Annotated in this window: 25 protein-coding genes; 5 read left to right on the top strand and 20 right to left on the bottom strand. The window is 64.6% G+C overall.

Annotation, left to right across the window (positions count from 1 at the left end):
* Positions 1-62: 62 nt before the first annotated feature.
* Positions 63-506 (bottom strand): Lrp/AsnC family transcriptional regulator, encoded by a 444-nt coding sequence (locus BLU15_RS04240; protein WP_226020607.1) that lies wholly within the window; start codon positions 504-506, stop codon positions 63-65.
* A gap of 113 nt (positions 507-619) precedes the next feature.
* On the opposite strand from BLU15_RS04240, the gene BLU15_RS04235 reads away from it, so the two are divergent.
* Positions 620-1,204, top strand: coding sequence for a cysteine hydrolase family protein (locus tag BLU15_RS04235; RefSeq protein ID WP_089043398.1), 585 nt, complete (start codon positions 620-622; stop codon positions 1,202-1,204).
* A 59-nt stretch (positions 1,205-1,263) separates the two neighbouring features.
* Here the strand turns inward: BLU15_RS04235 and BLU15_RS04230 are convergent, their stop codons facing one another.
* The 10 genes from BLU15_RS04230 to BLU15_RS04185 form a co-directional block, all read right to left on the bottom strand.
* Positions 1,264-1,788 carry a hypothetical protein gene (locus tag BLU15_RS04230; protein ID WP_060515871.1) on the bottom strand — a complete coding sequence of 175 codons (525 nt, stop codon included), beginning with the start codon at positions 1,786-1,788 and terminating at the stop codon, positions 1,264-1,266.
* A gap of 250 nt (positions 1,789-2,038) precedes the next feature.
* Positions 2,039-3,148: an ABC transporter substrate-binding protein gene (locus BLU15_RS04225; protein WP_034793544.1), complete on the bottom strand. Its 1,110-nt coding sequence runs from the start codon at positions 3,146-3,148 to the stop codon at positions 2,039-2,041.
* 33 nt (positions 3,149-3,181) lie between these two features.
* On the bottom strand, positions 3,182-3,841 hold the full coding sequence (gene fhuF / locus BLU15_RS04220; protein ID WP_090294481.1) for a siderophore-iron reductase FhuF: 660 nt from the start codon (positions 3,839-3,841) through the stop codon (positions 3,182-3,184).
* A 333-nt stretch (positions 3,842-4,174) separates the two neighbouring features.
* Positions 4,175-4,669 (bottom strand): ester cyclase, encoded by a 495-nt coding sequence (locus BLU15_RS04215; protein ID WP_060515873.1) that lies wholly within the window; start codon positions 4,667-4,669, stop codon positions 4,175-4,177.
* A gap of 59 nt (positions 4,670-4,728) precedes the next feature.
* Positions 4,729-6,156 (bottom strand): gamma-aminobutyraldehyde dehydrogenase, encoded by a 1,428-nt coding sequence (locus BLU15_RS04210; RefSeq protein WP_090294366.1) that lies wholly within the window; start codon positions 6,154-6,156, stop codon positions 4,729-4,731.
* Between the two features lie 24 nt (positions 6,157-6,180).
* Positions 6,181-6,993, bottom strand: a complete 813-nt coding sequence (locus BLU15_RS04205) for an ABC transporter permease (RefSeq protein ID WP_034792091.1) — start codon at positions 6,991-6,993, stop codon at positions 6,181-6,183.
* Positions 6,983-7,933: an ABC transporter permease gene (locus BLU15_RS04200; protein WP_060515874.1), complete on the bottom strand. Its 951-nt coding sequence runs from the start codon at positions 7,931-7,933 to the stop codon at positions 6,983-6,985. The genes BLU15_RS04205 and BLU15_RS04200 overlap by 11 nt, the downstream gene beginning before the upstream one ends.
* On the bottom strand, positions 7,930-8,928 hold the full coding sequence (locus tag BLU15_RS04195; protein WP_029742593.1) for an ABC transporter ATP-binding protein: 999 nt from the start codon (positions 8,926-8,928) through the stop codon (positions 7,930-7,932). Before BLU15_RS04195 ends, BLU15_RS04200 begins: the two co-directional genes overlap by 4 nt.
* Before the next feature lie 193 nt (positions 8,929-9,121).
* Positions 9,122-10,282 (bottom strand): ABC transporter substrate-binding protein, encoded by a 1,161-nt coding sequence (locus BLU15_RS04190; protein WP_029742594.1) that lies wholly within the window; start codon positions 10,280-10,282, stop codon positions 9,122-9,124.
* Positions 10,283-10,465: 183 nt separating this feature from the next.
* The gene (locus BLU15_RS04185) at positions 10,466-11,374 is read right to left on the bottom strand and encodes a LysR family transcriptional regulator (RefSeq protein WP_029742595.1); all 909 of its coding nucleotides are present in this window, start codon (positions 11,372-11,374) and stop codon (positions 10,466-10,468) included.
* Positions 11,375-11,553: 179 nt separating this feature from the next.
* Here BLU15_RS04185 and BLU15_RS04180 point away from each other — a divergent pair, with 179 nt between their 5' ends.
* A complete protein-coding gene (locus BLU15_RS04180; RefSeq protein WP_090294479.1) occupies positions 11,554-12,453 on the top strand; it encodes an alpha/beta hydrolase in 900 nt (299 codons plus the stop codon).
* A 30-nt stretch (positions 12,454-12,483) separates the two neighbouring features.
* Here the strand turns inward: BLU15_RS04180 and msrA are convergent, their stop codons facing one another.
* Positions 12,484-13,203: a peptide-methionine (S)-S-oxide reductase MsrA gene (gene msrA, locus BLU15_RS04175; protein ID WP_090294364.1), complete on the bottom strand. Its 720-nt coding sequence runs from the start codon at positions 13,201-13,203 to the stop codon at positions 12,484-12,486.
* A 156-nt stretch (positions 13,204-13,359) separates the two neighbouring features.
* Here msrA and BLU15_RS04170 point away from each other — a divergent pair, with 156 nt between their 5' ends.
* Positions 13,360-13,761 (top strand): ACT domain-containing protein, encoded by a 402-nt coding sequence (locus BLU15_RS04170; protein ID WP_029742599.1) that lies wholly within the window; start codon positions 13,360-13,362, stop codon positions 13,759-13,761.
* 14 nt (positions 13,762-13,775) lie between these two features.
* Here the strand turns inward: BLU15_RS04170 and BLU15_RS04165 are convergent, their stop codons facing one another.
* The 7 genes from BLU15_RS04165 to BLU15_RS04135 all read right to left on the bottom strand — a co-directional run bounded on the left by BLU15_RS04165 (position 13,776) and on the right by BLU15_RS04135 (position 21,357).
* Entirely contained in the window at positions 13,776-14,195 is a 420-nt protein-coding gene (locus BLU15_RS04165) for a GFA family protein (RefSeq protein ID WP_090294362.1), read from the bottom strand.
* A gap of 113 nt (positions 14,196-14,308) precedes the next feature.
* A complete protein-coding gene (locus BLU15_RS04160) occupies positions 14,309-15,907 on the bottom strand; it encodes an MFS transporter (RefSeq protein WP_090294360.1) in 1,599 nt (532 codons plus the stop codon).
* The gene (locus tag BLU15_RS04155; protein ID WP_090294358.1) at positions 15,900-16,364 is read right to left on the bottom strand and encodes an SRPBCC family protein; all 465 of its coding nucleotides are present in this window, start codon (positions 16,362-16,364) and stop codon (positions 15,900-15,902) included. The genes BLU15_RS04160 and BLU15_RS04155 overlap by 8 nt, the downstream gene beginning before the upstream one ends.
* A 162-nt stretch (positions 16,365-16,526) precedes the next feature.
* Positions 16,527-17,090, bottom strand: coding sequence for a TetR/AcrR family transcriptional regulator (locus BLU15_RS04150; RefSeq protein WP_090294357.1), 564 nt, complete (start codon positions 17,088-17,090; stop codon positions 16,527-16,529).
* Positions 17,087-17,581, bottom strand: a complete 495-nt coding sequence (locus tag BLU15_RS04145; RefSeq protein ID WP_090294355.1) for an HPP family protein — start codon at positions 17,579-17,581, stop codon at positions 17,087-17,089. Before BLU15_RS04145 ends, BLU15_RS04150 begins: the two co-directional genes overlap by 4 nt.
* Before the next feature lie 102 nt (positions 17,582-17,683).
* Complete coding sequence (locus BLU15_RS04140) at positions 17,684-19,678, bottom strand: CocE/NonD family hydrolase (RefSeq protein ID WP_090294353.1); 1,995 nt, start codon at positions 19,676-19,678, stop codon at positions 17,684-17,686.
* 74 nt (positions 19,679-19,752) lie between these two features.
* Positions 19,753-21,357: an ABC transporter substrate-binding protein gene (locus BLU15_RS04135; protein WP_060605627.1), complete on the bottom strand. Its 1,605-nt coding sequence runs from the start codon at positions 21,355-21,357 to the stop codon at positions 19,753-19,755.
* Positions 21,358-21,519: 162 nt separating this feature from the next.
* On the opposite strand from BLU15_RS04135, the gene BLU15_RS04130 reads away from it, so the two are divergent.
* On the top strand, positions 21,520-22,314 hold the full coding sequence (locus BLU15_RS04130) for a helix-turn-helix domain-containing protein (protein ID WP_090294351.1): 795 nt from the start codon (positions 21,520-21,522) through the stop codon (positions 22,312-22,314).
* A gap of 54 nt (positions 22,315-22,368) precedes the next feature.
* Positions 22,369-22,710: a PAAR domain-containing protein gene (locus BLU15_RS04125; protein WP_060515882.1), complete on the top strand. Its 342-nt coding sequence runs from the start codon at positions 22,369-22,371 to the stop codon at positions 22,708-22,710.
* A 9-nt stretch (positions 22,711-22,719) separates the two neighbouring features.
* Here BLU15_RS04125 and BLU15_RS04120 read toward each other — a convergent pair whose 3' ends face one another.
* Positions 22,720-24,171 (bottom strand): LuxR C-terminal-related transcriptional regulator, encoded by a 1,452-nt coding sequence (locus BLU15_RS04120; RefSeq protein WP_090294350.1) that lies wholly within the window; start codon positions 24,169-24,171, stop codon positions 22,720-22,722.
* Positions 24,172-24,181 lie beyond the last annotated feature (10 nt).

The raw sequence follows: 24,181 nt of genomic DNA, 5'->3' as shown, positions 1-24,181 counted from the left end.
GCGGCAAGCTGCAGGCAAATCGCGTCGCCGTTGCAAGCGTGCCGGCGACGCATTTCGTTTGCCTAGTCCCGCCGGTTGAAATGCGTCCTCAGCGCCACGTGCGTCTGCACCGTCGCGACGCCCGGGATGATCGATATCTGGCGGCGGATGGTGTCGAGATCGCCGTTGGAGGCGCATTCGACCAGCACCATCAGGTCGGTGGCGCCGGCGAGCGACCAGCAGGTGACGATGGGCGGCATGGCCGAGAGATGCGGCACGATATGGTCGCAGTTCTTGCCGGGCTGGAAAGTGATCGCGATCAGCGATTTGACGGTCGGGCTCTGGTCTTCGATGCCGAGGCGGATGGTGTAGCCGGCAATCACGCCCTTGGATTCCAGCCGTCGCAGCCGGTCATGGGCCGCGCTGCGCGAAAGGCCGCTGTGGCGGGCCAGTGCCACCAGGCTCTGGCGCGAATCCTGCCTGAGCGCTGCCAAAAGCAGGCGATCCTTTTCATCGATTTCCGTCAAAACGTCGCCTCCTTGTCGCCATTTCCGGACATATGTCCGGTCAGGCGTCATCGTGTCCAGTGAAATCGGACGATAGGCAAGATAGCGTCTCCCTACAACCAAGGAGCCTTGCCATGCCCAAAATGAGTGTCCCCGACAACGCCGTGCTGCTGCCGATCGACATGCAGCAGGCCTTTGACAGCGCCCCCTGGCCGCGTCGCTGGAATGAGGCGGTCGATGAAAACGGCCTTGCGCTTCTTGCCGCCTGGCGGGCAAGCGGCCGACCAGTCATTCACGTGCGCCACGACAGCGTCATGCCCGGCTCGACGCTTTCCCTCGGCGCGCCCGGCAACGGCTTCCGGCCGGGCTTCGGACCGATGGGAGACGAGGCACTCGTCACCAAGGGCGTCAACGCCGCCTTTATCGGCACCGACCTCGACTTGCGCCTGCGTCGTCTCGGCGTCGAGACGGTCGTCGCCTTCGGCATTTCTACCGACATGTGCGTCTCGACCTCGGTGCGCGTCGGCGCCAATCTCGGCTACCGAATGATCCTCGTCGAGGATGCCTGCGATTGTTTCGACCAGCCGGACGGCGAAGGCGGAGTCATCTCGGCGCGCGAAATCCACCGCGCCCACGTGGCGACCTTGCGGGCGGAATTTGCCGAGGTGTTGTCGACGGCGAAGCTCGTCGAGGCGTTGCAGCGACCGGCAGCGGCTTGACGGTCGGGCGAGGGCAGACGGGGGCTACCGTTCAGGCGCTTCCGCTCCCGCGCCGCCGACTACCGGTTGGCGCCGCGGACTTCCTGGATCTCGGTCGTCCATTTCGGCGCCGTCAGGCTTTCGCCCTCGCGGTTGGGGAAGGTGAGGAAGGTTTCGAACGAACGGCTCTGGCCCGCCGGCACGCGGGCGAGGATGAGTGCGGTGTCATTGCCGATCGTCTCGCAATTGCCGTCAGGGCAGTTTTCGAGCGTTACCGCGAGGCGGAAATATTCGAGCAGTTGCGGCCCTTTATTCGTCACCGTGCCGCGCAGCCGGAAGCTTCTCTCCGGCTGGCTCTGTTCGAAGGTCAGGCCTTCGAGGGCAACGTCGGCGGCCGTGAGGCCGGCCGGTTGGGTCGTCTCAACGGGCGGCGGCGCGGCCGGCGTGCGACCGTCGCGGTCGGCAAACCAGATGATGAAGGCGACGAGCAGGCCGAGCGCCACGGCGACGGAGAGGATCGGTTCGGCCCAATGACGAAAGCGGCTGAAGCGCGCTGCCAGATACACCACGACAAGACCCAGCGGTAACGCGATCAACCATAGCATCAAGATCCTCCTCAACCCCGCATCATTCCTTGGTCCGGAATCGACGCAACAGAGAAATCGTGCAGCCGATCAACGTGTTACAGCGACGCTCGCCTTTTGGAACGGCGCGCTACACCACCTGGCCTTTATATAGGGTGGGCGCCGACTGGCAACACGCCGGGGCGTCGGACGAAAGGAAGCACCCTGACGAATTGGTGAACACGCGTGACGATGCCGTGTGGGTCCGCGCTCGCGTGTGCAGGGCGTCTCCCTATCTGGCGGGTGTCAGGTCCACCCAGTAGGTGCCCTCGAACGGCACCGCGGCGAAGCGGGCGTTGATCTCGGCAAGGCTCTTCTGGGGGTCGAGATCGCCAAACAGATCCGGCCGGATCCAGGTGGCGAAGGCTTCGGCGGCGACGATGTTGAGCGGGATCGCGTTGAAGAAGTTCCAGAGACCGTGCACGCGCTTTTCCTCGACGGCGCGGATGGTCTTCAGCGCCGGCGCCTCGATGGTGCGGGCCAGCGTCTCGCGCGCTTCGTCTTCGCTGACGCCGGGGCCGATCGAGAGCGTGCCGTATTTGCCGCCGGGCGAGGAGGTGGCGATATAGATTTCCGGATTGGCGGCCATGATCGCCTCGGCGTTGACGGTCCCGCCCGGCCGCGGCAGCACGCCTTCGGCAAAATTGCGGCCGCCGGCCACCGTCAGGAATTCGCCGAGACCGCCGGTGCCATAGGCCCAGCAACAGCGGTCGGGTTGGGGGAAGGCGTCCATCAGCACCAGCGGGCGCGGTTCCGGCTTGGCGGCGATGCGGTCGCGGATCAGCTTGAGCTTGTCCTCGTAGAACCGGGCGAAAGCTTCTGCCTGTTCGTCCCGTTCGAGGATGCGGCCGAGCAGACGCATCATGCGCGGCGTGCCGGTCAGCGCGTCGTTGTTGAAATCGACCACCACCACGGGCACGCCGATGCCGGTCAGATACTCGATGGCGCGCCTGCCGGACTCAGTGTCGGATTGCCAGTTATTGAGCAGCGCGAGATCGGCCTTCACCGTCAGCAGCGTCTCGAAGGAGAGGCCCGGGCCGGTGCCATCGTCGATCTGCGGCACGTCGGCGATATCAGGAAACTTACGCCGGAAGCTCTCGTAGATCTCGGGGTTGTCGGTCTTCATGTCGCCGGACCAGGCCGCAAGCAGGCTGACGGGATCGGGATGGATGAGCGACAGGGCGACGAGATTGAAGCCGCTTCCAAGCAGGATCGCCTTCGGCTTTGCCGGTATCGTCACCTCGCGGCCGACCGCATCGGTGACGGTCATCGGCCAGTTGCTTTCGGCGCGGGCGGAGACAGCAAAGAGCAGGGCGGTGATGAAAACGAGCGTCAGCCGCAGGGCGGCCGGGAAGAGGAAGCGGGAAGACAAAACCTATTGGTTCCTTTGGCTTGGGAGGGCGCAGAGGCTGCCGCAGCTCGGGACGCCGGGCAGCAGATAGCGCAGGCAGCAGATCTTGCGCCGGCAGACACGGGCGCCATCTTCCTCCTCGTGCCGCAGGCAATCGAAGAAGGGATTGGGTGTGCCGTCCGGCAGGGACTTGCTGCCGATCAGCGCGTCGGCTTGCGCGTTCAGCGGCTCGATGCCGGAGGCGCGCAGCGCATAGTCGATATAGACGAGCGCATTGTTCCAAGCGAGCTTCGGGGCTATGCCGCCGACGGACTTGAGATAACTGACGACCTCACGCAGATGCCCCTGCATCAGGGGGGCAAGCGTGGCGAAAACGTCGCTATCGTCCGCTTTCTGCCAGTCGCCCAGTGTGGCGACACCGAAGGTTCGCGGCAGGCCATCCTCGGCGAGCGCCACCTTCATCTGATCGAAGGCGACGGGCAGCACCTGATCGTCAAGCACGCGCGCGACGAGATAGGGAATGGTGAGGCTCGAAAAATAGTAGAGCGACCACATGGAGGCGACGGCACGGCGGTCGCTGGCGCCGGATTTCTCCGTGTAGATATCGAGCGCGCGGTCGAAGGCGCCGGAGGCAAAGAAGTCCGGCAGCGCCATGCCGTCGGAAAGCTCGTCCGAGAGCACCATCTTCTCATTGCACCAGGCATGGGTGCCGGCAAAGGCGACCGACAGCGCCTTGGGGCCGCCTGTCGCGACGACCGGTTCGGACACGGCCGCCGTCAAGACGTCACCCGCGCGCGGGTAAGCCCGATCGGTAATGGAGCCTTGGAAGAACGCCGTCCTGCAAGCATGCGATACCTTCTGAGCGTGGTCAGAAACTCATAAGGTGATCGTGTTACTCAAGATTTTTTCCGGTGCAAGTCATTTATGAGTTTTGTATTCATGATTTGAAGCCAAGAGACGATGGCCGGAAGCCGAAGCCTGCGGCCATCGAAGCGGCGAAACCGCCGCTCGGCTCGCCTACTGCATCAGACCGAGCTGCTTGTAAAAGCCGAGCGCGTCGTAATAGTCATTCTGGGCGGCGATCTTGCCATCCTTGACGGTGAAGACCGAGGCGCCGGTGAACTTGAAGCTCTTGTTGGTCGCGGCCGTGCCGTCGGCCCAGGCGCCCGAATTGGTGCCGGAGAACTCCCATTCGAAGGAGACCTTGTCGCCGCTAGCGATCGGATCACCCTTCATGGTCCAGACGGCATCAGGCACCGCGTTCAGGAAATTGTCGATGACGCCGGTCTTGGCTGCATCCTTGCCGGTGACCGGCTTGCCGACCGACGCGTCGTAATAGGTGACGTCATCGGCGAAGTAGGATGCGGCCTTGCTCGAGTCATGGGCATTCCAGGCCGCGACATAGGCCGCGACCACATCCGGCGCCGCGTCGGCGGCAAACGCCGCCGGCGTGAGCACGAGGGCGCTGAGGCCGAGGGCTCCAGCGGCAACAAGCAATTGACGACGGTACATCGCAAACTCCTCCCGTTTGTTTCGTTTGCATGCATTCTCCGCGCCCGGGGCGGTGAGCCTCAGCCGTGGTTGATCATGATGTGGCGAACGGCGGTGTAGTCCTCGAGCGCGTAGACCGACATGTCCTTGCCGTAGCCCGACTGCTTGACGCCGCCATGCGGCATCTCGTTGGTCAGCATGAAGTGGGTGTTGATCCAGGTGCAGCCGTATTGCAGGCGGGAGGCGGCCTTCATCGCCCGGGAAATGTCCTTGGTCCAGACGGAGGAGGCGAGGCCATAGTCGCTGTCGTTGGCCCAGGCGACGGCATCGTCCTTGCCGGTGAAGCGGGTAACGGAGACGACGGGGCCGAAGACTTCGCGGCGCACGATCTCGTCTTCCTGCGTGGCGCCGGCCACAACCGTCGGCTGGAAAAAGAAGCCGTCCGAGCTGCCGGCGGCACCGCCGGTGGTGATCTCGATGTGCTTCTGGTCGGCGGCGCGCTCGACGAAGCTCGCAACGCGATCGCGCTGGCGGCGCGAGATCAGCGGGCCGATCTCGTTTTCGGTGTCGTCGGCGAGGTTGTAGCGGATGGTCGAGACCGCCGAGGTGAGGTCGGCGACCAGCTTCTCGTAGATACCGGCTTCGGCATAGATGCGGCAGGCGGCGGTGCAGTCCTGGCCGGCATTGTAATAGCCGAAGGTGCGGATGCCGTTGACCACCGCTTCGAGGTCGGCGTCGTCATAGACGATGACCGGGGCCTTGCCGCCGAGCTCCAGATGGGTGCGTTTCACGGTCTTGGCGGCCGCCGCCAGCACTTTCTTGCCGGTAGCGATATCGCCGGTGATCGAGACCATCGAAATCTTCGGATGGTTGATCAGCGCATTGCCGACGGTTTCGCCGCGGCCGCTGACAACATTGACCACGCCTTCCGGCAGGATGTCGGCAAGCACGCGGGCCAGCTTCAGCGCCGTCAGCGGCGTCTGTTCGGATGGCTTGAAGACGACGGTGTTGCCGCCGGCGATCGCCGGCGCCAGCTTCCAGGCCATCATCATCAGCGGATAGTTCCACGGCGCGATCGAGCCGACGATGCCGATCGGATCGCGGCGGATCATCGAGGTGTGGCCGGGCAGGTATTCGCCTGCGGTCGGGGCGTGCAGGTTGCGCACGGCGCCGGCAAAGAAACGCCAGCAGTCGACGATCGCCGGCAGTTCGTCGTTCTTGACCGCGTTGATCGGCTTGCCGCAGTTGAGCGCCTCGAGGGCTGCAAAGCCGTCCGCATCCTTCTCGATCGCATCGGCGATCTTCAAGAGATAGTTGGAGCGTTCGGCCGGTGTCGTCTGCGACCAGCTGGTGAAGGCGCTTTCAGCAGCGTCGACGGCCGCCTCGACCTGGGCATGCGAGGCTTCCGGCAGATCGACGATCTTGCCGCCCGTCCGCGGGTTCAGGATGTGTTCGTCGACCTCGGTGCCGGCCTCGAAGCGCGATCCGATCAGCAGTTGGGTGTCCATGTCTGTTCTCCCTTGATAGTCGAGTTATTTGCCGGCGCCGGCGATCTGGTCGCCGTCGCGGGTGAGGTAGTAGGCGCCGAGGATCGGCAGGAAAGTGACGAGCACCACGACCATGGCAACCACATTGGTCACCGGCCGCTGGCGCGGGCGGATCAGCTCTTCGAGCATCCAGATCGGCAGCGTGGACTGCTGGCCGGCAGTGAAGGTGGTAACGATCACCTCGTCGAAGGAGAGCGCGAAGGCGAGCATGCCGCCGGCAAGCAGAGCCGTGCCGATGTTGGGCAGGATGATGTAGCGGAAGGTCTGGAAGCCGTCGGCGCCAAGGTCCATCGAGGCCTCGATCAGCGAGCCGGAAATCCGCCGGAAGCGTGCGACCGCATTGTTGTAGACGACGACGATGCAGAAGGTCGCGTGGCCGAGCACGATGGTCCAGAAGGAAAACGGAATATCGGCCATCGAGAAGGCGGAGCGCAGCGCAATGCCGGTGATGATGCCGGGCAACGCGATCGGCAGGATGACGAGCAGCGAGACCGTCTCGCGGCCGAAGAAGCGCGTCTGGCTGACGGCTGCGGCGCAGAGCGTGCCGAGCACCAGCGCGACCGCGGTTGCGATCGAGGCGACCTTGACCGAAAGCGTCAGCGCCGCCCAGACGTCGGGCCGGTTCCACGCAACGGCGAACCATTGCGTCGTCAGCCCCGGCGGCGGGAACTGATAGCTCTTTTCCTCCGTCGTGAAGGCATAGAGGAAGATCAGGAGGATCGGCAGGTGCAGGAAGGCGAGGCCGGCGGCGGCCGCAATCTTCAGGCCCATCGGTGAGCGGTTTCGTTCAGAGCGCATCGAAGGCTCCCATGCGTTTGGCGACGAAGAGGTACGCGCCCATGATGACGATCGGGACGACCGTGAATGCGGCAGCCAGCGGGATGTTGCCGGCCGTGCCCTGCTGGGCATAGACGGCCTGGCCAATGAAGAGGCGCGACGAGCCGACGATCTGCGGGATGATGTAGTCGCCGAGCGTCAGCGAGAACGTGAAGATCGAGCCGGCGACGATGCCGGGCAGGGCCAGCGGAAAGAGCACGTAGCGGAAGGTCTGGGCCGGCGTGCCGCCGAGATCGGAGGAGGCCTCGATCAGGTTGCCGGGCACGCGCTCCAGCGCTGCCTGGATCGGCAGGATCATGAAGGGCAGCCAGACATAGACGAAGACGATGAAGGTGCCGGTGTAGCTGACCGAGAGCGAGTTGCCGCCGACCACGGGTAGCGACAGCCAGCCGTCGAGCAGCCACATGAGATGCAGCTTTTCGAAGAACCAGGTGAGGATGCCCTCCTTGGCCAAAATCAGCTTCCAGGCATAGATCTTGACCAGATAGCTCGACCAGAGCGGCAGCATCACGCCGAGATAGAAGAGCACCTTCCATTTCCCCTGTGCGTAGCGCGCGGCGTAATAGGCGATCGGGAAGGCGATGACGGCGGAAGCGACGGTGACGGTCGCCGCCATCAGCACGGTGCGCAGGATAATGTCGAGATTGGTTTCGCTGAGCAGTTGGCGATAGGTCGCGAGCGTGAACTCGTAGTTAATCAGGCCCGAGAAATCGTCGATCGAGAAGAAGCTCTGGAGCAGAAGCGCAAACAGCGAGCCGAGATAAACGACGCCGAGCCAGAGCAGCGGCGGGGCGAGCATGATCAACAGAAGCAGATGCGGGTGCTTCCAGAAGAAGTCCGACAGGCGGCCGGCGGGGCCTCGGCGTTCAGGCAGAACGAGGGGTTCGGCAAAGGCGGTCATGCGTCCTCCATCGGGTGCAGCTCGTTTGCGGCAAAGCTGATGGTGACGGGGCTGCCGAGCGCGGGCACGGCGAGCGCTGCGGGGCTGGCGACCGCGACGCGGGCGCCATCGACATCGACGACGACACGGTTGACGGCACCGAGGAAGCTATGGGCCGAGACGGTGCCCGAGAGGCTGAGCGCGCCATCTACCGGCTGGGCGAGGACGATCGCTTCGGGACGCAGGCTCGCAAAGGGTGCCTTCAGCCCGAGCCGCTGGCAGAGCTTTTGCGGCAGCACGTTGGACGAGCCGACGAAATCTGCGACAAACCGCGTCTTCGGCTGCTTGTAGACGTCTTCCGGGCTGCCAAGCTGCTGGATGCGGCCATCGTTGAAGACGGCGATGCGGTCGGCCATCGACAGCGCCTCGCCCTGGTCGTGGGTGACGAAGACGAAGGTGATGCCCAGCGACTTCTGCAGGCTCTTCAGTTCCTCCTGCATCTGCTCGCGCAGCTTCAGATCGAGCGCGCCGAGCGGCTCGTCGAGGAGCAACACCTTGGGCTTGTTGACAAGTGCCCGGGCGAGCGCCACGCGCTGGCGCTGGCCGCCGGAGAGTTGCCCGGGACGGCGGGTGCCATAGCCCGGCAGCTTCACCATGGCGAGTGCGTCCTCGGCCGCCTTGCGCCGCTCCTCGCGGCCGACACCCTTGACCATCAGCCCATAGGCGACGTTGTCGAGGATCGAGAGGTGCGGGAAGAGCGCGTAGTCCTGGAAGACGGTGTTGACGCTGCGGCGATAGGGCGGCACGCCCTCCGCCGTTTCGCCGAAGATCTCGATATGGCCGCCGGTCGGCTGCTCGAAGCCGGCCATCAGGCGCAGGCAGGTGGTCTTGCCGGAGCCTGAGGGGCCGAGCATGGCGAAGAACTCGCCCTCGGCAATCTCGAGGTTCACGCCATCAACGGCGCGCACGGCGCCGAAGTGGCGGGAAACATTGTCGAAGAGAACGGCGGTGGTCATTGTATGGCTCCGGGAAATGTGGCCCCTCATCCGCCCTGCCGGCGCCTTCTCCGCGCAGGCGGGGCGAAGGGGACATGCGGCGGGCGTCTTGCCTCAAGTTCACGCCCTACGGTTTGGCCGGGGGCGTTCCCTCTCCCCGCGTGCGGGGAGAGGGTCAGGGTGAGGGGCAAATGCTTGCGATAGGTCTGACGGCTTAGCGGCCGCCGATCACGCCGATATAGTCGGAGACCCAGCGGTGATAGGGCACGCATTCGCCCTGGCTTTCACACTTCGTCACCGGCGTCTTCCAGAACTTGACCTTGTCGAAGTCCTCGTAGCCGTTGGTCTTGCAGCCGGCGTCGGTCAAGAGTTCGTTGCCCTTGCAGGCCGCACCGACCGACGGGTTGGCGCCGAACCAGGCGGAGACGTCGCCCTGGACCTTCGGCGACAGCGAGTGCTCCATCCACATATAGGCGCAGTTCGGATGCTGGCTGTCGGCGTGCAGCATGGTGGTGTCGGCCCATCCGGTCACGCCTTCTTCCGGAATGGTCGAGGCGATCGGCAGCTTCTCGGCTTCCATCAGGTTGACCTGGAACGGCCAGGAGCCGGAGGCGACGACGCCTTCGTTCTTGAAGTCGTCGATCTGGATCATTGCGTCGTGCCAGTAGCGGCCGACGATCTTGCGCTGGCCGCGCAGCAGCTCGAGCGCTGCCTTGTACTGGTCTTCATTGAGTTCGTAGGGGTCCTTGATGCCGAGTTCCGGCTTGTGCTTCATCAGGTAGTTGGCAGCGTCGGCCACATGGATCGGGCCGTCATAGGCCTGGACGCGGCCCTTATTGGACTTGCCGTCGGGCAGGTTCATTTCCTCGAAGACGACGTTCCAGCTCTTCGGCGCTTCGCCCTTGAAGGCGTCCTTGTTGTACATCAGCACGTTCGGGCCCCAGACGTAGGGCGTGCCGTAGTGGACGCCATTGACTGTGTACCAGGGCGCGTTCTGCATGCGCTCGTCGATCGTCTTCCAGCTCGGGATGAGATCGGTGTTGATCGGCTGGACGCGCTTGCCGGCGACGAGGCGCAGCGAGGCGTCGCCCGAGGCGGTGACAAGGTCGAAGCCGCCTTCGTTCATCAGCGCCACCATTTCGTCCGAGGTGGCGGCGGTCTTGACCGAGACCTTGCAGCCGGTCTGCTTTTCGAAATCCGTGACCCAGTCATAGGCCTTGTCGGTCTCGCCGCGCTCGATGTAGCCGGCCCAGGCGACGATGGAGAGTTCGCCTTCGCCCTTGCCGAGTTCCTTCAGCGGCTCCTGCGCGAAGGCCGGGGCGACAAGGCCGAGCGACAAGGTCAATGCCGTGCAGGATTTGAGCATCTGCTTCATCTGAATTCTCCCAGTTTTGAGCCGCGTTTTGCGGCTTCGTTCCCAGGATGAAGCGTGCCTTCATTTCACCGTATTCGCAAATTCATTAAACAGAATGTCGCTTTCGGTTTTTCCGATATCGGTCACCCACCGGCACGCCAAAGGTGTGGCCAGTGTCGGGAGAAGACTAATAAATCTAGTGAATTAGCGCGGTCTGGCGCTTCTCAGCGCTTCGGCGATGCCGACGAAATCGCGCGCCGATTGTGGCAGGCCGGAGCCCTTGCGCCAGACCATGCCGACCTGCACGACGGGAAGCGCGCCCGACACGTCGCGACTCTCGATGCGGTCGCCTTCCAGCGACCAGGGGCGGTAGACGAGGTCAGGCAAAAGCGCGATGCCGGCGCCTGTCGCCACCAGGCTGCGCACCGCTTCGACCGAGCGGGTGCGGAAGGCGACATGCGGGCGGGCGCCAAGTGCGGACAAAAGCTTGCCGGTGTTCTCCTCGATTTCGTCCACTGTCAGCATGATCAGCGGTTCCTTGGCGATATCGCTGACGGAGATGATGTCGGCGCTGACCAAGGGATGTCCGATCGGCAGCCATAGGCGATAGGGCGAGGTCTCCAAAATCTCCGCCTGCAGCGCCATGCGGTCGCGCAGGTTGGATATGACCATGACGGCGACATCGAGCTCGCCGCCGATCAGCAGATGTTCGAGATAGGAGCCGTTGTCCTCGATGGCGCTGACTTCCACGCCGGGGCAGGCGCGGCGATAGCGGGCGAGCAGATCGGAAAGCACGTAGCCGGCAACCAGCGAGGTGACGCCGAGATTGAGCTTGCCGCCGGTTTCCTCGCGGCTGTCGGAAAAGCTGCGGCGGGCGTCCGAGACATTGGAGAGGATCTTGGTGGCGTGGCGCAGGAACTGGTGGCCGTTGTGGGTGATCGACAGGCCGCGCGGATGCCGGTCGAAGAGCTCGACGCCGAGATCGCCTTCCAGCTCCTTGATCGCCTCGGTGATCGAGGATTGCGAGATCGACAGGTTCTGCGCCGCACGGGTGATCGACCCCTGTTCGGCAACGGCGACGAAATACTGCAACTGTCTGAAAGTGAAGGCCATGGCGCGAGTTAATAGGTGCGAGGCCGGGCTGGCAAGCGGGTGGCCGATGCAACCGGATCGACCGCCGATTTTTTCCCGTCATGTCGGTTTTCGGACAGGGAGCCGGAACGCCGGTGCTAAGCTGCAGGCGACTTCGGGATTGCAGGGAGGACGACGTGGATCAGGTGACCAAGCGGCCGATGCCGACGGAGGAGGGGATCCTCGCCTTTCATCGCCGCTGCGAGGACTTCTATCCCGCCGACGCGGTCGATGCCTCGATCGAACAGCAGCGCAAATGGTATGACGCGCTCTGCGCCGAGTTCGATGCGCCGAGCCCGGCCGGGCTGACGCGCATGGATGAACTCGTCGACGGCCGTATCCCGACCCGGCGCTACCGGCCGGCCAAGGTCTCGAGCGAAACGCGCATCTATTACATCCATGGCGGCGGCTTCGTCGTCGGTTCGCTCGACAGCCATGATGCGATCTGTGCCGAGCTTGCGAATTTCGCTCAGGCCGAGCTGGTCTCGGTCGATTATCGGCTCGCGCCGGAGCATGTCTGGCCGGCTGCTTTCGACGACAGCTACGCCGTGCTGCAACACCTCCTGTCCGACGGCCGCCCGGTCGTCGTGGCCGGCGACAGCGCCGGCGGCAATCTCACGGCTGGCATCGTTCTCAAGGCACGGGCGGAAAGGCTTTCCGGCATCGTTGGCCAAGTGCTGATCTATCCCGGCCTTGGCGGCGATCTCGTGTCGGGTTCCTATGCCGACATGGCCGAGGCGCCGGGGTTGACGACCGCCGATGTCAGCTATTATCGCGATATCCTCAAGGCGCCGGCGGACAATCCCTTCGCCGCGCCGCTGGCGGAAACGGATCTCTCGGGCCTGCCGCCGAGCTATGTAACCGGCGCCTTCTTTGACCCCTTGCGCGACGATGCCCGCCTCTATGCGGCGCGGCTTGCCATGGCCGGCGTGAACGTCACCTTCCGCGAGGAGCCGCAGATGATCCATGCGTGGCTGAGGGCGCGGCACATGAGCGAGGGCGCGCGCGACGGGTTTCGCCGGCTGGCGGAAGGCGTGGCGGTCCTTGTCGGAACGCGTTGACGACCTGGTGTGTCCGTTTGTGAAGCGGGCCTAGCTCTTCGGCTTGAACACCAGCGCCGGATTTGCCTGGAAGGCCTCGGGGAACAGGGTTCTCAAGTTCTCGATCTTCGGCAGGTCGTTGTAGACGATATAGGGGTGCGTCGGGTTTCGCGTCAGGAAATCCTGATGATAGTCCTCGGCAGCGTAGAAGCCCTTGAAGGGCGAAACCTGCGTGACGATCCTTGCCGGGAAGGCGGCTGATTTGCCGAGCTGGGCTATATAGGCATCGGCGATCCGCTTCTGTTCATCGGTGACGGTAAAGAGCGCCGATCGATACTGCGGGCCGTGATCCGGCCCCTGATAGTTGAGTTGGGTCGGATTGTGGGCGACGGAGAAGAACACCTGCAGCAGCCGGCCATAGGTGACGTCGCGCGGATCGAAGGTCACTTCCACCGCCTCCGCATGGCCGGTCTTGCCGCCGCTCACCGTCTCGTAGTCGGCGGTTGCCGCGGTGCCGCCGGAATAGCCGGAGACCGCTTTCTTCACGCCCTTAAGGTGCTGGAAGACGCCCTGCACGCCCCAGAAACAGCCGCCGGCAAAGACGGCGATTTCGGTCGAAGCGGATGACTTCTCGTCGAGTGACGGCGGCGGGATGACGACGGCCGGCTCCTGGGCGGCGGCGATGGGCGAAAACGCCAGCAACGCGGCGAAGGCCGCGGTCAATCTTGTGAGGGATCTGTCAGAGGTTTGTACCGACTTGCTGCGCGCCATCGCGTCCTCCCGTCGCCCGGCTCCAGCGCCGGCGTTCGATGACCTCATGTTTTCATGGGATTGGCAACGGTCAAATCGCGATCGCGTGCTTCACGCCAACGTGACGATCCGATACCAGTGGGCAAGCACGAGGCGCCGAGAACGAGGGACGATGACATGGCCGGAGAAACGGATCTCGCGAAACTGCTTTCGACGATGAACCCGGTGCTGTTTCCGCAGACCTACGTCTATTGTACCGTCGCCTATCAGGATCAGGCGCGCTACCAGGCGCTGGAGGCGCTTGCCACCTATCGCGAGGACGAGGGGCTGACCCTGGTCGTTACCCGCGCGGCCGCTGACGAGGCCGGGCTCGCCTATGGTCCGCTGCTTCGCCGCATCACGCTCAACGTGCATTCGGCGCTCGAGGCCGTGGGGCTGACGGCGGCCGTTTCGGCAGCGCTGACGCGCGAGGGCATCAGCGCCAATGTGATCGCCGCCTATTACCATGACCACATCTTCGTGCCGGAAGCCGATGCCGAGCGAGCGCTCGATGCGCTCCGGGCGCTGACCGTCGCCTGACTGGCCGTGTACGCTCACATGAAGCGCGTGTCGGCGGGTGCGTTGAAGTGGTCGTCATCGCGGCCGTTTTCGTAGATGATCGGCGCATCGGCGAGTTCCGCGTCGCTGACGCCATCGAGGCAGGCGACATTGACCGCGTAGAAATGGCCGATGAAATCCTTGTGGTAGCCGCGCGAGAAGGGCCGGACACCGCAGCGGCTGCAAAAATAATGATCGACGTCGCCTTCGATCCAGCTCGAATTGTCGGCCCGGTAGCTCGTCAGCCGGTCCTTGCTTGACGTGATCTCGAATTCTTCGCGCAGCGCAAAGGCCTTCTGCATCCGTGTCTTGGCGCAGAAGGAGCAGTTGCAGCGGCGGATGCCCTCGGCGAGATCAAGCTGGCATTCGAAGGCGATGGCGCCGCAATGGCAGCTGCCGCGATAGAGCTTCTTCATCGGTTTCCTCCTTGGGATTGGACGCAGATCATCGCCCGCCGGCCATATGGCCGGCGCCGCTTGAGATTTGCGCCACTTTGCGTTTCCGGCCCGGCGCCTGGCGCCGGGCACCGTTAACCGGAGTTGCCCGAAGGCGCCGGCTGATCGGCGGCCACCTGCGCCTTGCCGTCACCGTCATCGCTGGCCTTGCGCAGGAGCAGGAAGGCGATGAGTGCGGTGCCGAGCGATAGCAGCACGCAGATCGAGGCGGTGAAGGCGAAGGACTGAGTGAAGACGCCGCGCGCCGCCGTCAGCAGCCGTTCGGCTTCTGCAGGTGGCAGGTCGGCAGCCACCGCGACCGCTCCGCCGAGCGTCTGCCGGGCGGCGGCAACGGTTTCCTCCGGCAGGCCGGTGACCACCAGCTGGTCCATGCGGCCGCGATAGGCCGAGGTCAGCAGGCTGCCGAGCACGGCAATGCCGAGCGCGCCGCCGAACTCGAAGCTGGTCTCCGAGATCGCCGAGGCGGCGCCGGCGCGCTCCGGCGGGGCAGAGCCAACGATCATATCCGTCGTCAGCGTGCCGACCGGGGCAAAACCGAGGCAGAGCACCACGAGGCCTGTGGTGACGAGAAGCGGGCTGCTTGTGGTGCCGACCTGGGTGCAGATGGCAAAGCCGATCGCCGTCAGCACGAAGCCCGCTGCAATCAGGTTGGAGGCGGCAAAACGGGTGGCAAGCATAGGCACGGTCATCGAGGCGACGATCATCGCCACACCCGTCGGCACCGACCAGAGACCGGCGACGAAGGGCGTGAGCCCGAGCACCAGCTGCAGGTACTGCGCCACGAACAGGAAGGCGCCGAAGCCGACGAAGAGACCGAGGATATTGACGCCAAGGGCGGCGCTGAAGGCCGGCGTCCTGAACAGCGCGAGGTCGATCAGCGGATCGGCGAGACGAAGCTGGCGCCGCGCAAACAGGATCGCGACGACGATGCCGAGCAGGATGAAGAAGACTGCGATCGTATCGAACCCGGCCTCGGCGATGTGCTTCATGCCGTAGATCACCGAAAGCACGGCGACGAGCGACTGGGCGGCGCTGACGAGATCGATCCGGCCGGCCTCGGGATCGCGGAATTCCGGCAGGAGGATCGGCCCGAGGATGAGGATCAGCACCATGACCGGCACGGCGAGCAGGAAGACCGAGCCCCACCAGAACTGCGACAGCATCAGCCCGCCGACCACGGGGCCGATGGCGCCGCCGGCCGAGAAGCTGGCGATCCACACCCCGATCGCAAACGTGCGCTGGCGGTCGTCGAGGAACATGTTGCGGATGAGCGAGAGGGTGGAGGGCGCAAGCGTTGCTGCCGCGACACCAAGCACCGCGCGCGCGATGATCAGCGTCTCGGCATTCCAGGCGAAGGCGGCGAAGATCGACGCCAGGCCAAAGGCGACCGAGCCGATCATCAGCAGGCGCCGGCGGCCGATGCGGTCGCCGAGCGTGCCCATGGTGATCAGCGAGCCTGCGACCATGAAGCCGTAGATATCGATGATCCAGAGAAGCTGGGCGGCCGAGGGCTTGAGCTGTTCGGCAAGCTGCGGGACCGCGAGGTTCAGCACCGTCAGGTCCATGGAATAGAGCATGCAGGGCAGCGCCAGCACGGCGAGCCCGATCCATTCGCGCCGGGTCGCCTTCGGACCGGGCGCGTTTTCGGTTTCAAGGTTCGAAATCTCAGACATGGTCGACGTAATCCCTGAGCCGCTCGAGGCACTCGCCCCAGCCATCCTGGTGCGAGTCGCGCTCTTCGACGGTCTCGAATGGTGTTTGCTGGAAGGTGAGCCGCGTCTTGCCGCCGATATCGGCGAAGGAAACGGTGATCAGCGTGTCGCTGCCGGGCTCGCCGTCTTCGTCCCAGGCGAAGGTGAAGACCAGCTTCTCGGGCTCGCGCACTTCGCGAAAGATGCCGCTCATCCAATAGTCCTGGCCTTCGGGCGAGCGGATGCAGGCGCGCCAGGCCCCGCCCGGACGGAAGTCCATGTTGACCGAATGCGGCGTGAAGTCCTGCGGTCCCCACCAGCGCAACAGGTGCTCCGGCGTCGACCAGACCTTGAAGACGAGGTTTATCGGCGCCTCGAAGTCGTGCACGATTTCCAGGCTGATATCCTTGCGTGCTGCGTTTGCGGTCGCCGCTTTCATGAATCCTCCTCCTCCGGGCGCCCCAATACGCCCAGTCTTTAACCGTAGAGTTATTTAACTTAGCGGTTAATATCCGTGCGAAAAGGCGATTGTCAAGGCAGGCTCAAGCCCCGATCTGATTTTTGTCAATTTGGGCGGGGGAGGAAGGGTGGTCGCTTGCTTTTACGATGATACGGGCAGGCGCGCCTTGAGGCGGGCCAGCACCCGGACGAAGGCGCCGGGGTCCTCGAGGCTTCGGGCAAGGATCAGCGCGCCCTGGATGCCGCCGACGATTTCCTCGGCAAGGCCGTCGCACTCGGCGGCCGGTATGCCGGCGCGTTCAAGCGTTGCGGATAGATCGGCACGCCAATCGGAGAAATAGCGGTTGAGTTCGCGGGCGAAGCGGTCGTGTGCGCCGCTCGTAGCGATCACCCCCATCAGGCAGAGGCGTCGGCCCTGGCGAAAGTAGCCGTCGACGGCGGCAAACATCGCGCCCAGCGCTGCGGCCGGGTCTTCCGCATTGCGTAGTGGCTCGAAGATGTGCGTGCGGAACCAGGCGGCGATATCGCCAAGCACGGCCTCTGCCATCTCCTCCTTCCCGCCGGGGAAGAAGTGGTAGAGGCTGCCTTTGCCAAGCCCGGTCTTCTCGGTGATCAGGCTGAGGCTGGTGCCGTCATAACCGTGCTCGCGGAAGATTTCCGCAAGCATGGCGATCACGTCCTTTCGCTCAGCGACGACGCGGCTCATGCGGGCTTCCTCACCAGCGGATACTCGACCTTGGCGAAACGGTGGAACAGCGCGCCAATGGCGACGAGAATAAGCGAGCCGGTCAGCACCGGGAAGAGCAGGAATTCGAAGCCGGGATCGGCGGCGAAGACGACGAGCGGGTTGGCGCCTGCCGGCGGATGGGTGATGCGCAATGCCGCCATCAGCGCGATCGCCGCGCCGACGGCGATGGCGACCGCCCACCATTCATTCGGAAAGACGGTTCTGAGGATCAGGCCGACGAGGGTGGCGACGAAGTGGCCGCCGACGACGTTGGCCGGCTGCGACAGCGGGCTCGCCGTGACGGAAAAGATCAGCACGCAGCTGGCGCCGAAGGGCGCCATCAACATGGGGTGGCCGACAAGGCCTGTGAGGGCGCCGACGGCGGCGATGGCGACGAGGCCGCCGATGCCGGCAATCAAGCCGCGGTTGATATGAACGGGAGGCTGATGACGCGAGAAGAAATGGCGCATGGGTGTACCAATCAGTAAATTATTTACCGATTGGTACACTGACTTGTGTGAGATGTCAATGCGGGGGCGGGGCAGCGCGTTGGAACCGGCCGCCCGTGCCCTTCACATGAAGTCGCGGGGGATGCGCTTCTTGAAATGCTTCTCGAAAATCCGTGTCTCGCCCTCATAGGCGACGACCTCCGCCTCGGTGATCCACTCGCTTTTCGTGCAGTGGAGCGTCGAGGTCGAGACGGTACGCACAGACCAGCCCTCGCGCTTGGCAACACAGGTCCAGGTCGAGGTTCCGATCATCGACGAGGGGTCGTCCGGCGCGATCGACCAGGTCTCGTCGCGGATATCCTGGGTGGCAAGGCCCGTATCCGGATGTTCTGAAAGCCCGGTGTCCTCGTAGATCCGGTAATGGGTCATGCCGTGGGTCATGTCGCGCTCGACGGTGCGGCTCGAAATACCGCGCGTCAGCTCGCGATACTTTGGCAGCGGGTCGGGGTTCTCCGGCTCGGGCACGGTGATCTCCCTGTGGGCGCCGAGCAGGGGAAGGGCGAGCGAGAGGCTTGCTGTGTCGATCGAAAGACCCGGATCGGTCGGGGTGGGAAGGATCAGCGGCCAATAGGAGGTCGAGAGCGACACCCGGATGCGATTGCCCGCGCGGAAGCGGTAGCCGCAGGCATCGAGCGTAAGCGTGATGCGCGTCTTGCGCCCGGGCTCCATGGCGCGCGGCTGGGCGTTGCCGTCGCGATGCGAAAGGTTGAGCACGCCGAAGGCGACGCGGGTGGCGGTACCGTCCGGATGCACGTCGACGAGGCGCACGGCGAGATTGGCGGTCGGCTCCTGGCAGGTGACGTCGACGGTCAGCGTTGGCTGGCCGAGATAGTCGGCGGCTTCCAGTAGCGGTGCCGTCTCGAAGGTGAGCGAGCCGGCATCGTCGATGCGCTGGTCGCCGGCCATTTCGGCATCGGGCTTCAGCGTGAAATACTCGCCGGATGCCGTGCCGGTATCGAGCGGCGATTTCAGGTAGACCTCGCCGATGCCGGTGCCGCCGGCCGACGGCGTCAGCCGGCCGTCATGGGAGATGCCGAAGAGCTGCATTTCCGGCGTTGCCCAGGCGTCCTTCGCCACCCAGCGGCCGGGATCGCTGTCACGCCGGAGCGACGGGCGGGGCCCGTCGAGAATATAGGCGCGCACCTGTGGCCCGTTCTCGGCGCCGTTTTCCTCGTCGCGCAGCCAGCGGTTCCACCAGCGGATCGCCTCGCCGTGGAAATCGGCGCGCGGCTTCGGAAAGGCGAAATGCGGGTACTTGTGCACCCAGGGGCCGATCAGCGCCTTGGCCTTTTCCCCAAGGCCTTCGACCGCCTTCAAGGGCGTGTTGCGGTAGCCGTCGGCCCAGCCGGCGATGACCAGCGCGGGGATCCCAACCCTGTCGAAATCTTCGCAGATCGATCCGTGCTGCCAGAATTCGTCTCGACGCTGGTGCTCCAGCCATTCCTCCATGAAGAAGGGCTCTTTCTCCAGCCGCTCCATCCACATCTGCTTCCAACGGTCGCCGACGATGGCGGGATCCGGCGAGCGCGACTGGTAGCCGAGCATGGTCGCCGCCCAGGACAGCTGGGCGGAGAGGTGGCAGCCGTTCTTGTAGTGGATGTCGTCGTTGTAGCGGTCGACGGTCGAGGCGATGGAGATGACGGCTTTCAGCGCCGGCGGCTTCAAGGCCGCGACCTGCAGGCAGTTGAAGCCGCCCCAGGAGATGCCCATCATGCCGACCTTGCCGTTTGACCAGGGCTGGGCGGCGATCCATTCGACGATCTCGCAACCGTCGGAAAGCTCGCGCGGCGTATATTCGCCGTCGATCACGCCTTCGCTTTCGCCGGAGCCTCTGATGTCGACGCGCACGCCGGCAATGCCGGCGGCGGCAAACACGGGATAGGTGGATTCGTCACGCAGGCTCGTGCCGCCCTGCTTGCGGTAGGGCAGGTATTCGAGCACGGCCGGAACCGGATCGGCCTCCGTGCCGGCCGGCATCCAGATGCGGGCGGCAAGCTCGGTGCCGTCCTTCAGCCGGATCCATTCGTTTTCGATGACTGTGAATTCGCGCTCTGACATGTGGTTCTAACGATCTCTTTGTTTTCTCGGGAAATGCCGGACGCGAGCCCGCGTCCGGCATTCGTCGCAATGGCTTAGCTGTCGAACCAGACGCGGCTGCCGACGTAGCCGTTCGAGAGATCGTTGCCGATGTCGTCGACGAAGCCCTTGAGCGAAGCCGAGGCGGCGTTCACGTAATCGTTGAAGACGGGCAGGATCAGGCCGCCTTCGTCGCGCACGGTCATCGCCATGGTGCGGTACATTTCCTTGCGCTTGGCCTCGTCGAGCTCGGAGCGGGCCTGCAGCAGGAGCTTGTCGAAATCCTCGCGCTTGAAGCGGGTGTCGTTCCATTCGGCGGTCGAGAGATAGGAGGTCGAGTAGCGCGAATCCTGCGTCGGCCGGCCGCCCCAATAGGAGGCGCAGAAGGGCTGCACGTTCCAGACATTGGTCCAGTAGCCGTCTTCCGGCTCGCGGCGCACTTCGATCTCGATGCCCGCCTTCTTGGCGCTTTCCTGGAAGAGCACCGCGGCGTCGGCAGCACCCGGGAAGGCGGCGTCGGAGGTGCGCAGCAGGATCGGCCGGTCATGGCCGGACTTCTTGAAGTGGAAGGCCGCCTTGTCCGGGTCATAGGCGCGCTGCTCGATGCCTTCGGGTGCCAGCGCATAGTTGCCGTTGACGGGATAGTCGTTGCCGAGGGTGCCGAAGCCGCCGAGCACCCGGTCGAGGATCGCCTGTCGATCGACCGCATATTTCAGCGCCAGTCTGAGGTCGTTGTTGTCGAAGGGCGCGGTGTCGCAATGCATCAGGAAGCTGTAGAAGCCCTTGCCGGAGGTCCTGAGGATCTCGACGCGCGGGGCGCGCTTCAGGAGCGGCACGGTCTTCGGGTCGATGTTGTTGATGAAGTGGACCTGGCCGGAAGAAAGTGCTGCGATGCGCGCCGTCGTGTCGTTCATCACGATGATCTCGACACTGTCGACGAAGCCGCGGTCCGAGCGCCAGTCATCGGCGTTCTTCTCGAAGGTGGCGCGCAGGCCTGCCTCGTAGCTTGCAAGCTTGTAGGGGCCGGTACCAACAGGCGAGGCCGGATTGTCGACGCCGCCCTTCGGCTGGATGATCAGGTGATAGTCGGTCAGAAGCAGCGGCAGGTCGGCATTGCCTTCGGTGAGCGTCAGCACCAGGCTGCCTGCCTTCTCCTCGATCGTCTTGATCGAGCGCATCAGCCCGAGCGCGCCGGACTTCGAGCCTTCGTCCGCATGGCGCTTCAGCGTGGCGACGACGTCGGCAACGGTCAGCTTGCTGCCGTCGTGGAAGCTCACGTCGCCGCGGATCTTGAAGGTCCACTCGGACGCATCGGCCGAGGGCTCCCAAGATTCGGCAAGCGCCGGCAGGGGCGCGCCGGTCTTCGGGTCGGATTCGACCAGCGTATCACCCCAGAGGTGACCGATGACGAAGGAAACGGAACCGCTATAGGCGGCCGGGTCGAGCGAGTCCGTCGTGGCGCCGCCCTTGAGACCGAGCTTCAGATGGCCGCCACGCTTCGGCTCCTGAGCCCTTGCGTCCGTGGCGGCGAGCGTGCCGCCGAAACCGGCCGCAAGGCCCAATGCTGCCGTGCCGGCCAGGAAGCCGCGCCGGCTGAGGCCGGTCGAGGCAAGGCTCGCGGGGATAAGGAGGCCGTCAGGACGCTTCGTGAATTCGGTCATTCTAGGGTTCCCTTTGGAGTGATGCTTGTTAGGGAAAACCTAGCGTTTGCCGACCGGCACACAATTTCGCGACTTGACGCTTCTTTACGCTCTTTTACGCTACCTGAATGCTTCCTGTTCGACAGGGATTGGAAGCGCGTTGAATGGGGTTCGAAAAGCATCGTGCAGGACATCGACATCTTCGCCGCCAATCTCAAGTTTGCCTGTGCGACGCGACGGTCGATTTCGCAGATCTGCCGCGAAATCGGCATTAACCGCCAGCAGTTCAACCGCTACATCGGTGGCGAGGCGCGGCCATCGGCGCACAATGTGGCGCGCATTGCCCGCTTCTTCGGGCTTTCGGCCGAAGACTTCGCGTTGCCGGCCAAACAGTTCGAGGCGCGCATCACGCGCCCCGATCGGGACCGCTCGGATGCGGGCCTGCTGCTTGAGGGTTTCCCGGGCGACATCGCGGGCCTCCGGCGCCATGTCGGCTACTACCAGACCTATCACGTGTCGCTCTCCTGGCCGGGGCTGGTCGTCTGCTCCTGCGCGCGGATCTATGAGGAGGCAGGCTCGATCCGGGTGAAATCGATCGAGCGCATCCGCGATCCCGCAAACGAGATCCAACAGTTCTCAAAATATGTCGGCCTCGTCACTCTCTGGCGAAACCGCATCTTCATCGCCGAGCGCAGCATCGGGCGCGAGCCGATGCTGGCGCAGACCATCCTTCTGCCGTTCGAAGTGCATCAGCGGGTCTATCTGCGCGGCACCACCATGGGGGTCTCCTGGCGCAAGGAAAACCTGCCTTACGCGTCCCGGATGATCTGGCGCTCGCTCGGGGCGCAGCCGGATCTGCGGCAGATGCTCTCACGCTGCGGCGTGCTGTCCTTCGGCTCGCGGCACCTGCCGCAGACGGTGCGAGCCTTCCTCGATACGCCCGATGCCGAGCTCTTGACCGTGCCGACCGAATATTGAGGCGGCGTCGCCATGTGGTAGGTTTCGCCGAACGCACCGATCGAGGAGGGGATCATGAAATCTGCTTTGGCCGCTATCGCCTGCCTTTGCTTCGCATTGCCGATGTCACCGGCAAAGGCCGAGGAGGCACGGGCGCCGATCCCGTCCTGTGCGCTTTCGGGTGCGTCCAGCGTGATGATCGGCGGGCAGCCGGCGCTCAGGCTTTCCGATGTCGCCAATTGCCCGCCGGAACTCTACGAGGTGGTGCCGAGCATCATGGTCGAAGGCCAGCCGGTGGTGCACTTCCGCGCCGGCAGCGGCGAAAAGGGCGACTGCTCGGCCAAGGGCGAGGCGACGGTGACCTTCGAAGGCGAGGCGGCGCAGAGGGTGGGCGACGTCGATTGCCGGCAGAAGTGACAGCTATCGTCAGACGAGCCTGGCCAACCGGGCACCCTCCCGAACGGCCGAAAGCGCCGGCGGATTGGAGATGGGATAGCCGGCAATGAAGCCCTCGACCGTGAACGACGGGAACTGGCTTTGCAGCCGCGACACGACCTCTGCCGCTTCCTTCATCTCGCCAAGGTACGCGTGTGCCATCGCCTGGAACATCAGTGTGTTCGGCGATTCCTGCGAACTCTTTTCAAGCGCGGACAAGCACGCGCGATAGCGCCCGACGACGAAGAGAACGCGCGCGAACATGCCGTGGTACCAGGGCGGGCCGAGCGGGTTGAGCGAGAGGGCGCGCTCGATGAAGGGAATCCCGTCGGCGGGATCGCCGACGATCAGGGCCTTGGCTCCCGCGAGCAGCGCCAGCGTATCGGCGTTGTTCCTGCCATATTCGAGCGCCCGGGCGTGGGCCTCGGCGGCACCCGCCAGATCACCGATGCAGGCTTTGAAATCGCCGATACAGGTATGGCCGGCCGGATCCGTCGGATCGAGCCGCAGCGCCTCCTCGGCGGCGCTGCGCCAGTTCTTTCTTGCGCTTTCGAGGTCGTCGCCGAAGCCGTTCGCCGCCTGGATGGAATGGGCATAGGCAAGTTCGGTCCAGGCGCGCGCCCGCCCCGGATCGAGCTCGATCGAGCGCGTCAGCAATTGCATGGCGGCGGCGTTGCCATCCGGGCTGAAGCGATTGTGCTGTTCGACGCCCAGCAGGAAGTAGTCATAGGCTTGCAGGCTGCCCGGCGGCTTTTGCCGGCTCGCCTTGCGGCCGATGGCGGCCAGCGTGCCGAAGCAGCCGGCGAGCACGTTGATGACGCTTTCGGTGAGGCTGTCCTGCAGCGTCAGCACGTCTTCCATGGTGCGCTCGTAGCGCTCGCTCCAGAGCGTCATGCCGGTGCGGGTATCGGAAAGCTGGATCGTCAGGCGGACCCGCCGGTCGTCCGCGCGCAGCTGCCCGGTGATGGCATAGGTGGCGCCGACCGCCTGGACGTGGTCTTCGAAGCTTTCCGGCCGGTTGCCGAGCAGCTTCATTGTGTGGAAGGCGATCACGGGCAGATCGGCGAAGCGCGCGAGATCGACGCAGATGTCGGATGACAGCCCGTCGGCGAAACGGCGCCAGCGCTCCTCCGGATTGAGGCTTTCAATGGGAAAGACCGCGAGCGTCGGCGAGGCGGGCTCGGCGTCGCGTAACGGCGCGACCGCCTCGGTCGCCGTCCTGCCGGCCACCATCTGCGCGACCGAGGCGGCAAGCTCGATCTTGTTGCGAACGCCAAGCTTGCCGTAGATCGTCGCCAGATGCGTGCGCACCGTCGACGGCGCGATAAACAGCGCCTCGCCGATTTCGCGATAGGTCAGGCCGGCGGCAAAACGCTCGGCCACGGCGCGCTCGCGGTCTGACAAGGCTTCGGTGGCGACCTGTGGTGTCGGGATACGGTTCATGGCTGCTTCC

The sequence above is a fragment of the Ensifer sp. YR511 genome (genome assembly GCF_900103045.1).
GTDB lineage: Bacteria > Pseudomonadota > Alphaproteobacteria > Rhizobiales > Rhizobiaceae > Ensifer > Ensifer adhaerens.
The sequence above is the reverse complement of the archived record's forward strand: the minus strand, read 5'-3'. Positions and strand labels throughout refer to the sequence as shown.

What these genes read in the sequence shown, in the direction of transcription:
- BLU15_RS04235 (WP_089043398.1), top strand. Translation starts at nt 620, where the DNA reads ATGCCCAAAATGAGTGTCCCCGACAACGCCGTGCTGCTGCCGATCGAC.
- BLU15_RS04230 (WP_060515871.1), bottom strand. Translation starts at nt 1,788, where the DNA reads ATGCTATGGTTGATCGCGTTACCGCTGGGTCTTGTCGTGGTGTATCTG.
- fhuF (WP_090294481.1), bottom strand. Translation starts at nt 3,841, where the DNA reads ATGGTGCTCTCGGACGAGCTTTCCGACGGCATGGCGCTGCCGGACTTC.
- BLU15_RS04215 (WP_060515873.1), bottom strand. Translation starts at nt 4,669, where the DNA reads ATGTACCGTCGTCAATTGCTTGTTGCCGCTGGAGCCCTCGGCCTCAGC.
- BLU15_RS04210 (WP_090294366.1), bottom strand. Translation starts at nt 6,156, where the DNA reads ATGGACACCCAACTGCTGATCGGATCGCGCTTCGAGGCCGGCACCGAG.
- BLU15_RS04205 (WP_034792091.1), bottom strand. Translation starts at nt 6,993, where the DNA reads ATGCGCTCTGAACGAAACCGCTCACCGATGGGCCTGAAGATTGCGGCC.
- BLU15_RS04200 (WP_060515874.1), bottom strand. Translation starts at nt 7,933, where the DNA reads ATGACCGCCTTTGCCGAACCCCTCGTTCTGCCTGAACGCCGAGGCCCC.
- BLU15_RS04195 (WP_029742593.1), bottom strand. Translation starts at nt 8,928, where the DNA reads ATGACCACCGCCGTTCTCTTCGACAATGTTTCCCGCCACTTCGGCGCC.
- BLU15_RS04190 (WP_029742594.1), bottom strand. Translation starts at nt 10,282, where the DNA reads ATGAAGCAGATGCTCAAATCCTGCACGGCATTGACCTTGTCGCTCGGC.
- BLU15_RS04185 (WP_029742595.1), bottom strand. Translation starts at nt 11,374, where the DNA reads ATGGCCTTCACTTTCAGACAGTTGCAGTATTTCGTCGCCGTTGCCGAA.
- BLU15_RS04180 (WP_090294479.1), top strand. Translation starts at nt 11,554, where the DNA reads ATGCCGACGGAGGAGGGGATCCTCGCCTTTCATCGCCGCTGCGAGGAC.
- msrA (WP_090294364.1), bottom strand. Translation starts at nt 13,203, where the DNA reads ATGGCGCGCAGCAAGTCGGTACAAACCTCTGACAGATCCCTCACAAGA.
- BLU15_RS04170 (WP_029742599.1), top strand. Translation starts at nt 13,360, where the DNA reads ATGGCCGGAGAAACGGATCTCGCGAAACTGCTTTCGACGATGAACCCG.
- BLU15_RS04165 (WP_090294362.1), bottom strand. Translation starts at nt 14,195, where the DNA reads ATGAAGAAGCTCTATCGCGGCAGCTGCCATTGCGGCGCCATCGCCTTC.
- BLU15_RS04160 (WP_090294360.1), bottom strand. Translation starts at nt 15,907, where the DNA reads ATGTCTGAGATTTCGAACCTTGAAACCGAAAACGCGCCCGGTCCGAAG.
- BLU15_RS04155 (WP_090294358.1), bottom strand. Translation starts at nt 16,364, where the DNA reads ATGAAAGCGGCGACCGCAAACGCAGCACGCAAGGATATCAGCCTGGAA.
- BLU15_RS04150 (WP_090294357.1), bottom strand. Translation starts at nt 17,090, where the DNA reads ATGAGCCGCGTCGTCGCTGAGCGAAAGGACGTGATCGCCATGCTTGCG.
- BLU15_RS04145 (WP_090294355.1), bottom strand. Translation starts at nt 17,581, where the DNA reads ATGCGCCATTTCTTCTCGCGTCATCAGCCTCCCGTTCATATCAACCGC.
- BLU15_RS04140 (WP_090294353.1), bottom strand. Translation starts at nt 19,678, where the DNA reads ATGTCAGAGCGCGAATTCACAGTCATCGAAAACGAATGGATCCGGCTG.
- BLU15_RS04135 (WP_060605627.1), bottom strand. Translation starts at nt 21,357, where the DNA reads ATGACCGAATTCACGAAGCGTCCTGACGGCCTCCTTATCCCCGCGAGC.
- BLU15_RS04125 (WP_060515882.1), top strand. Translation starts at nt 22,369, where the DNA reads ATGAAATCTGCTTTGGCCGCTATCGCCTGCCTTTGCTTCGCATTGCCG.
- BLU15_RS04120 (WP_090294350.1), bottom strand. Translation starts at nt 24,171, where the DNA reads ATGAACCGTATCCCGACACCACAGGTCGCCACCGAAGCCTTGTCAGAC.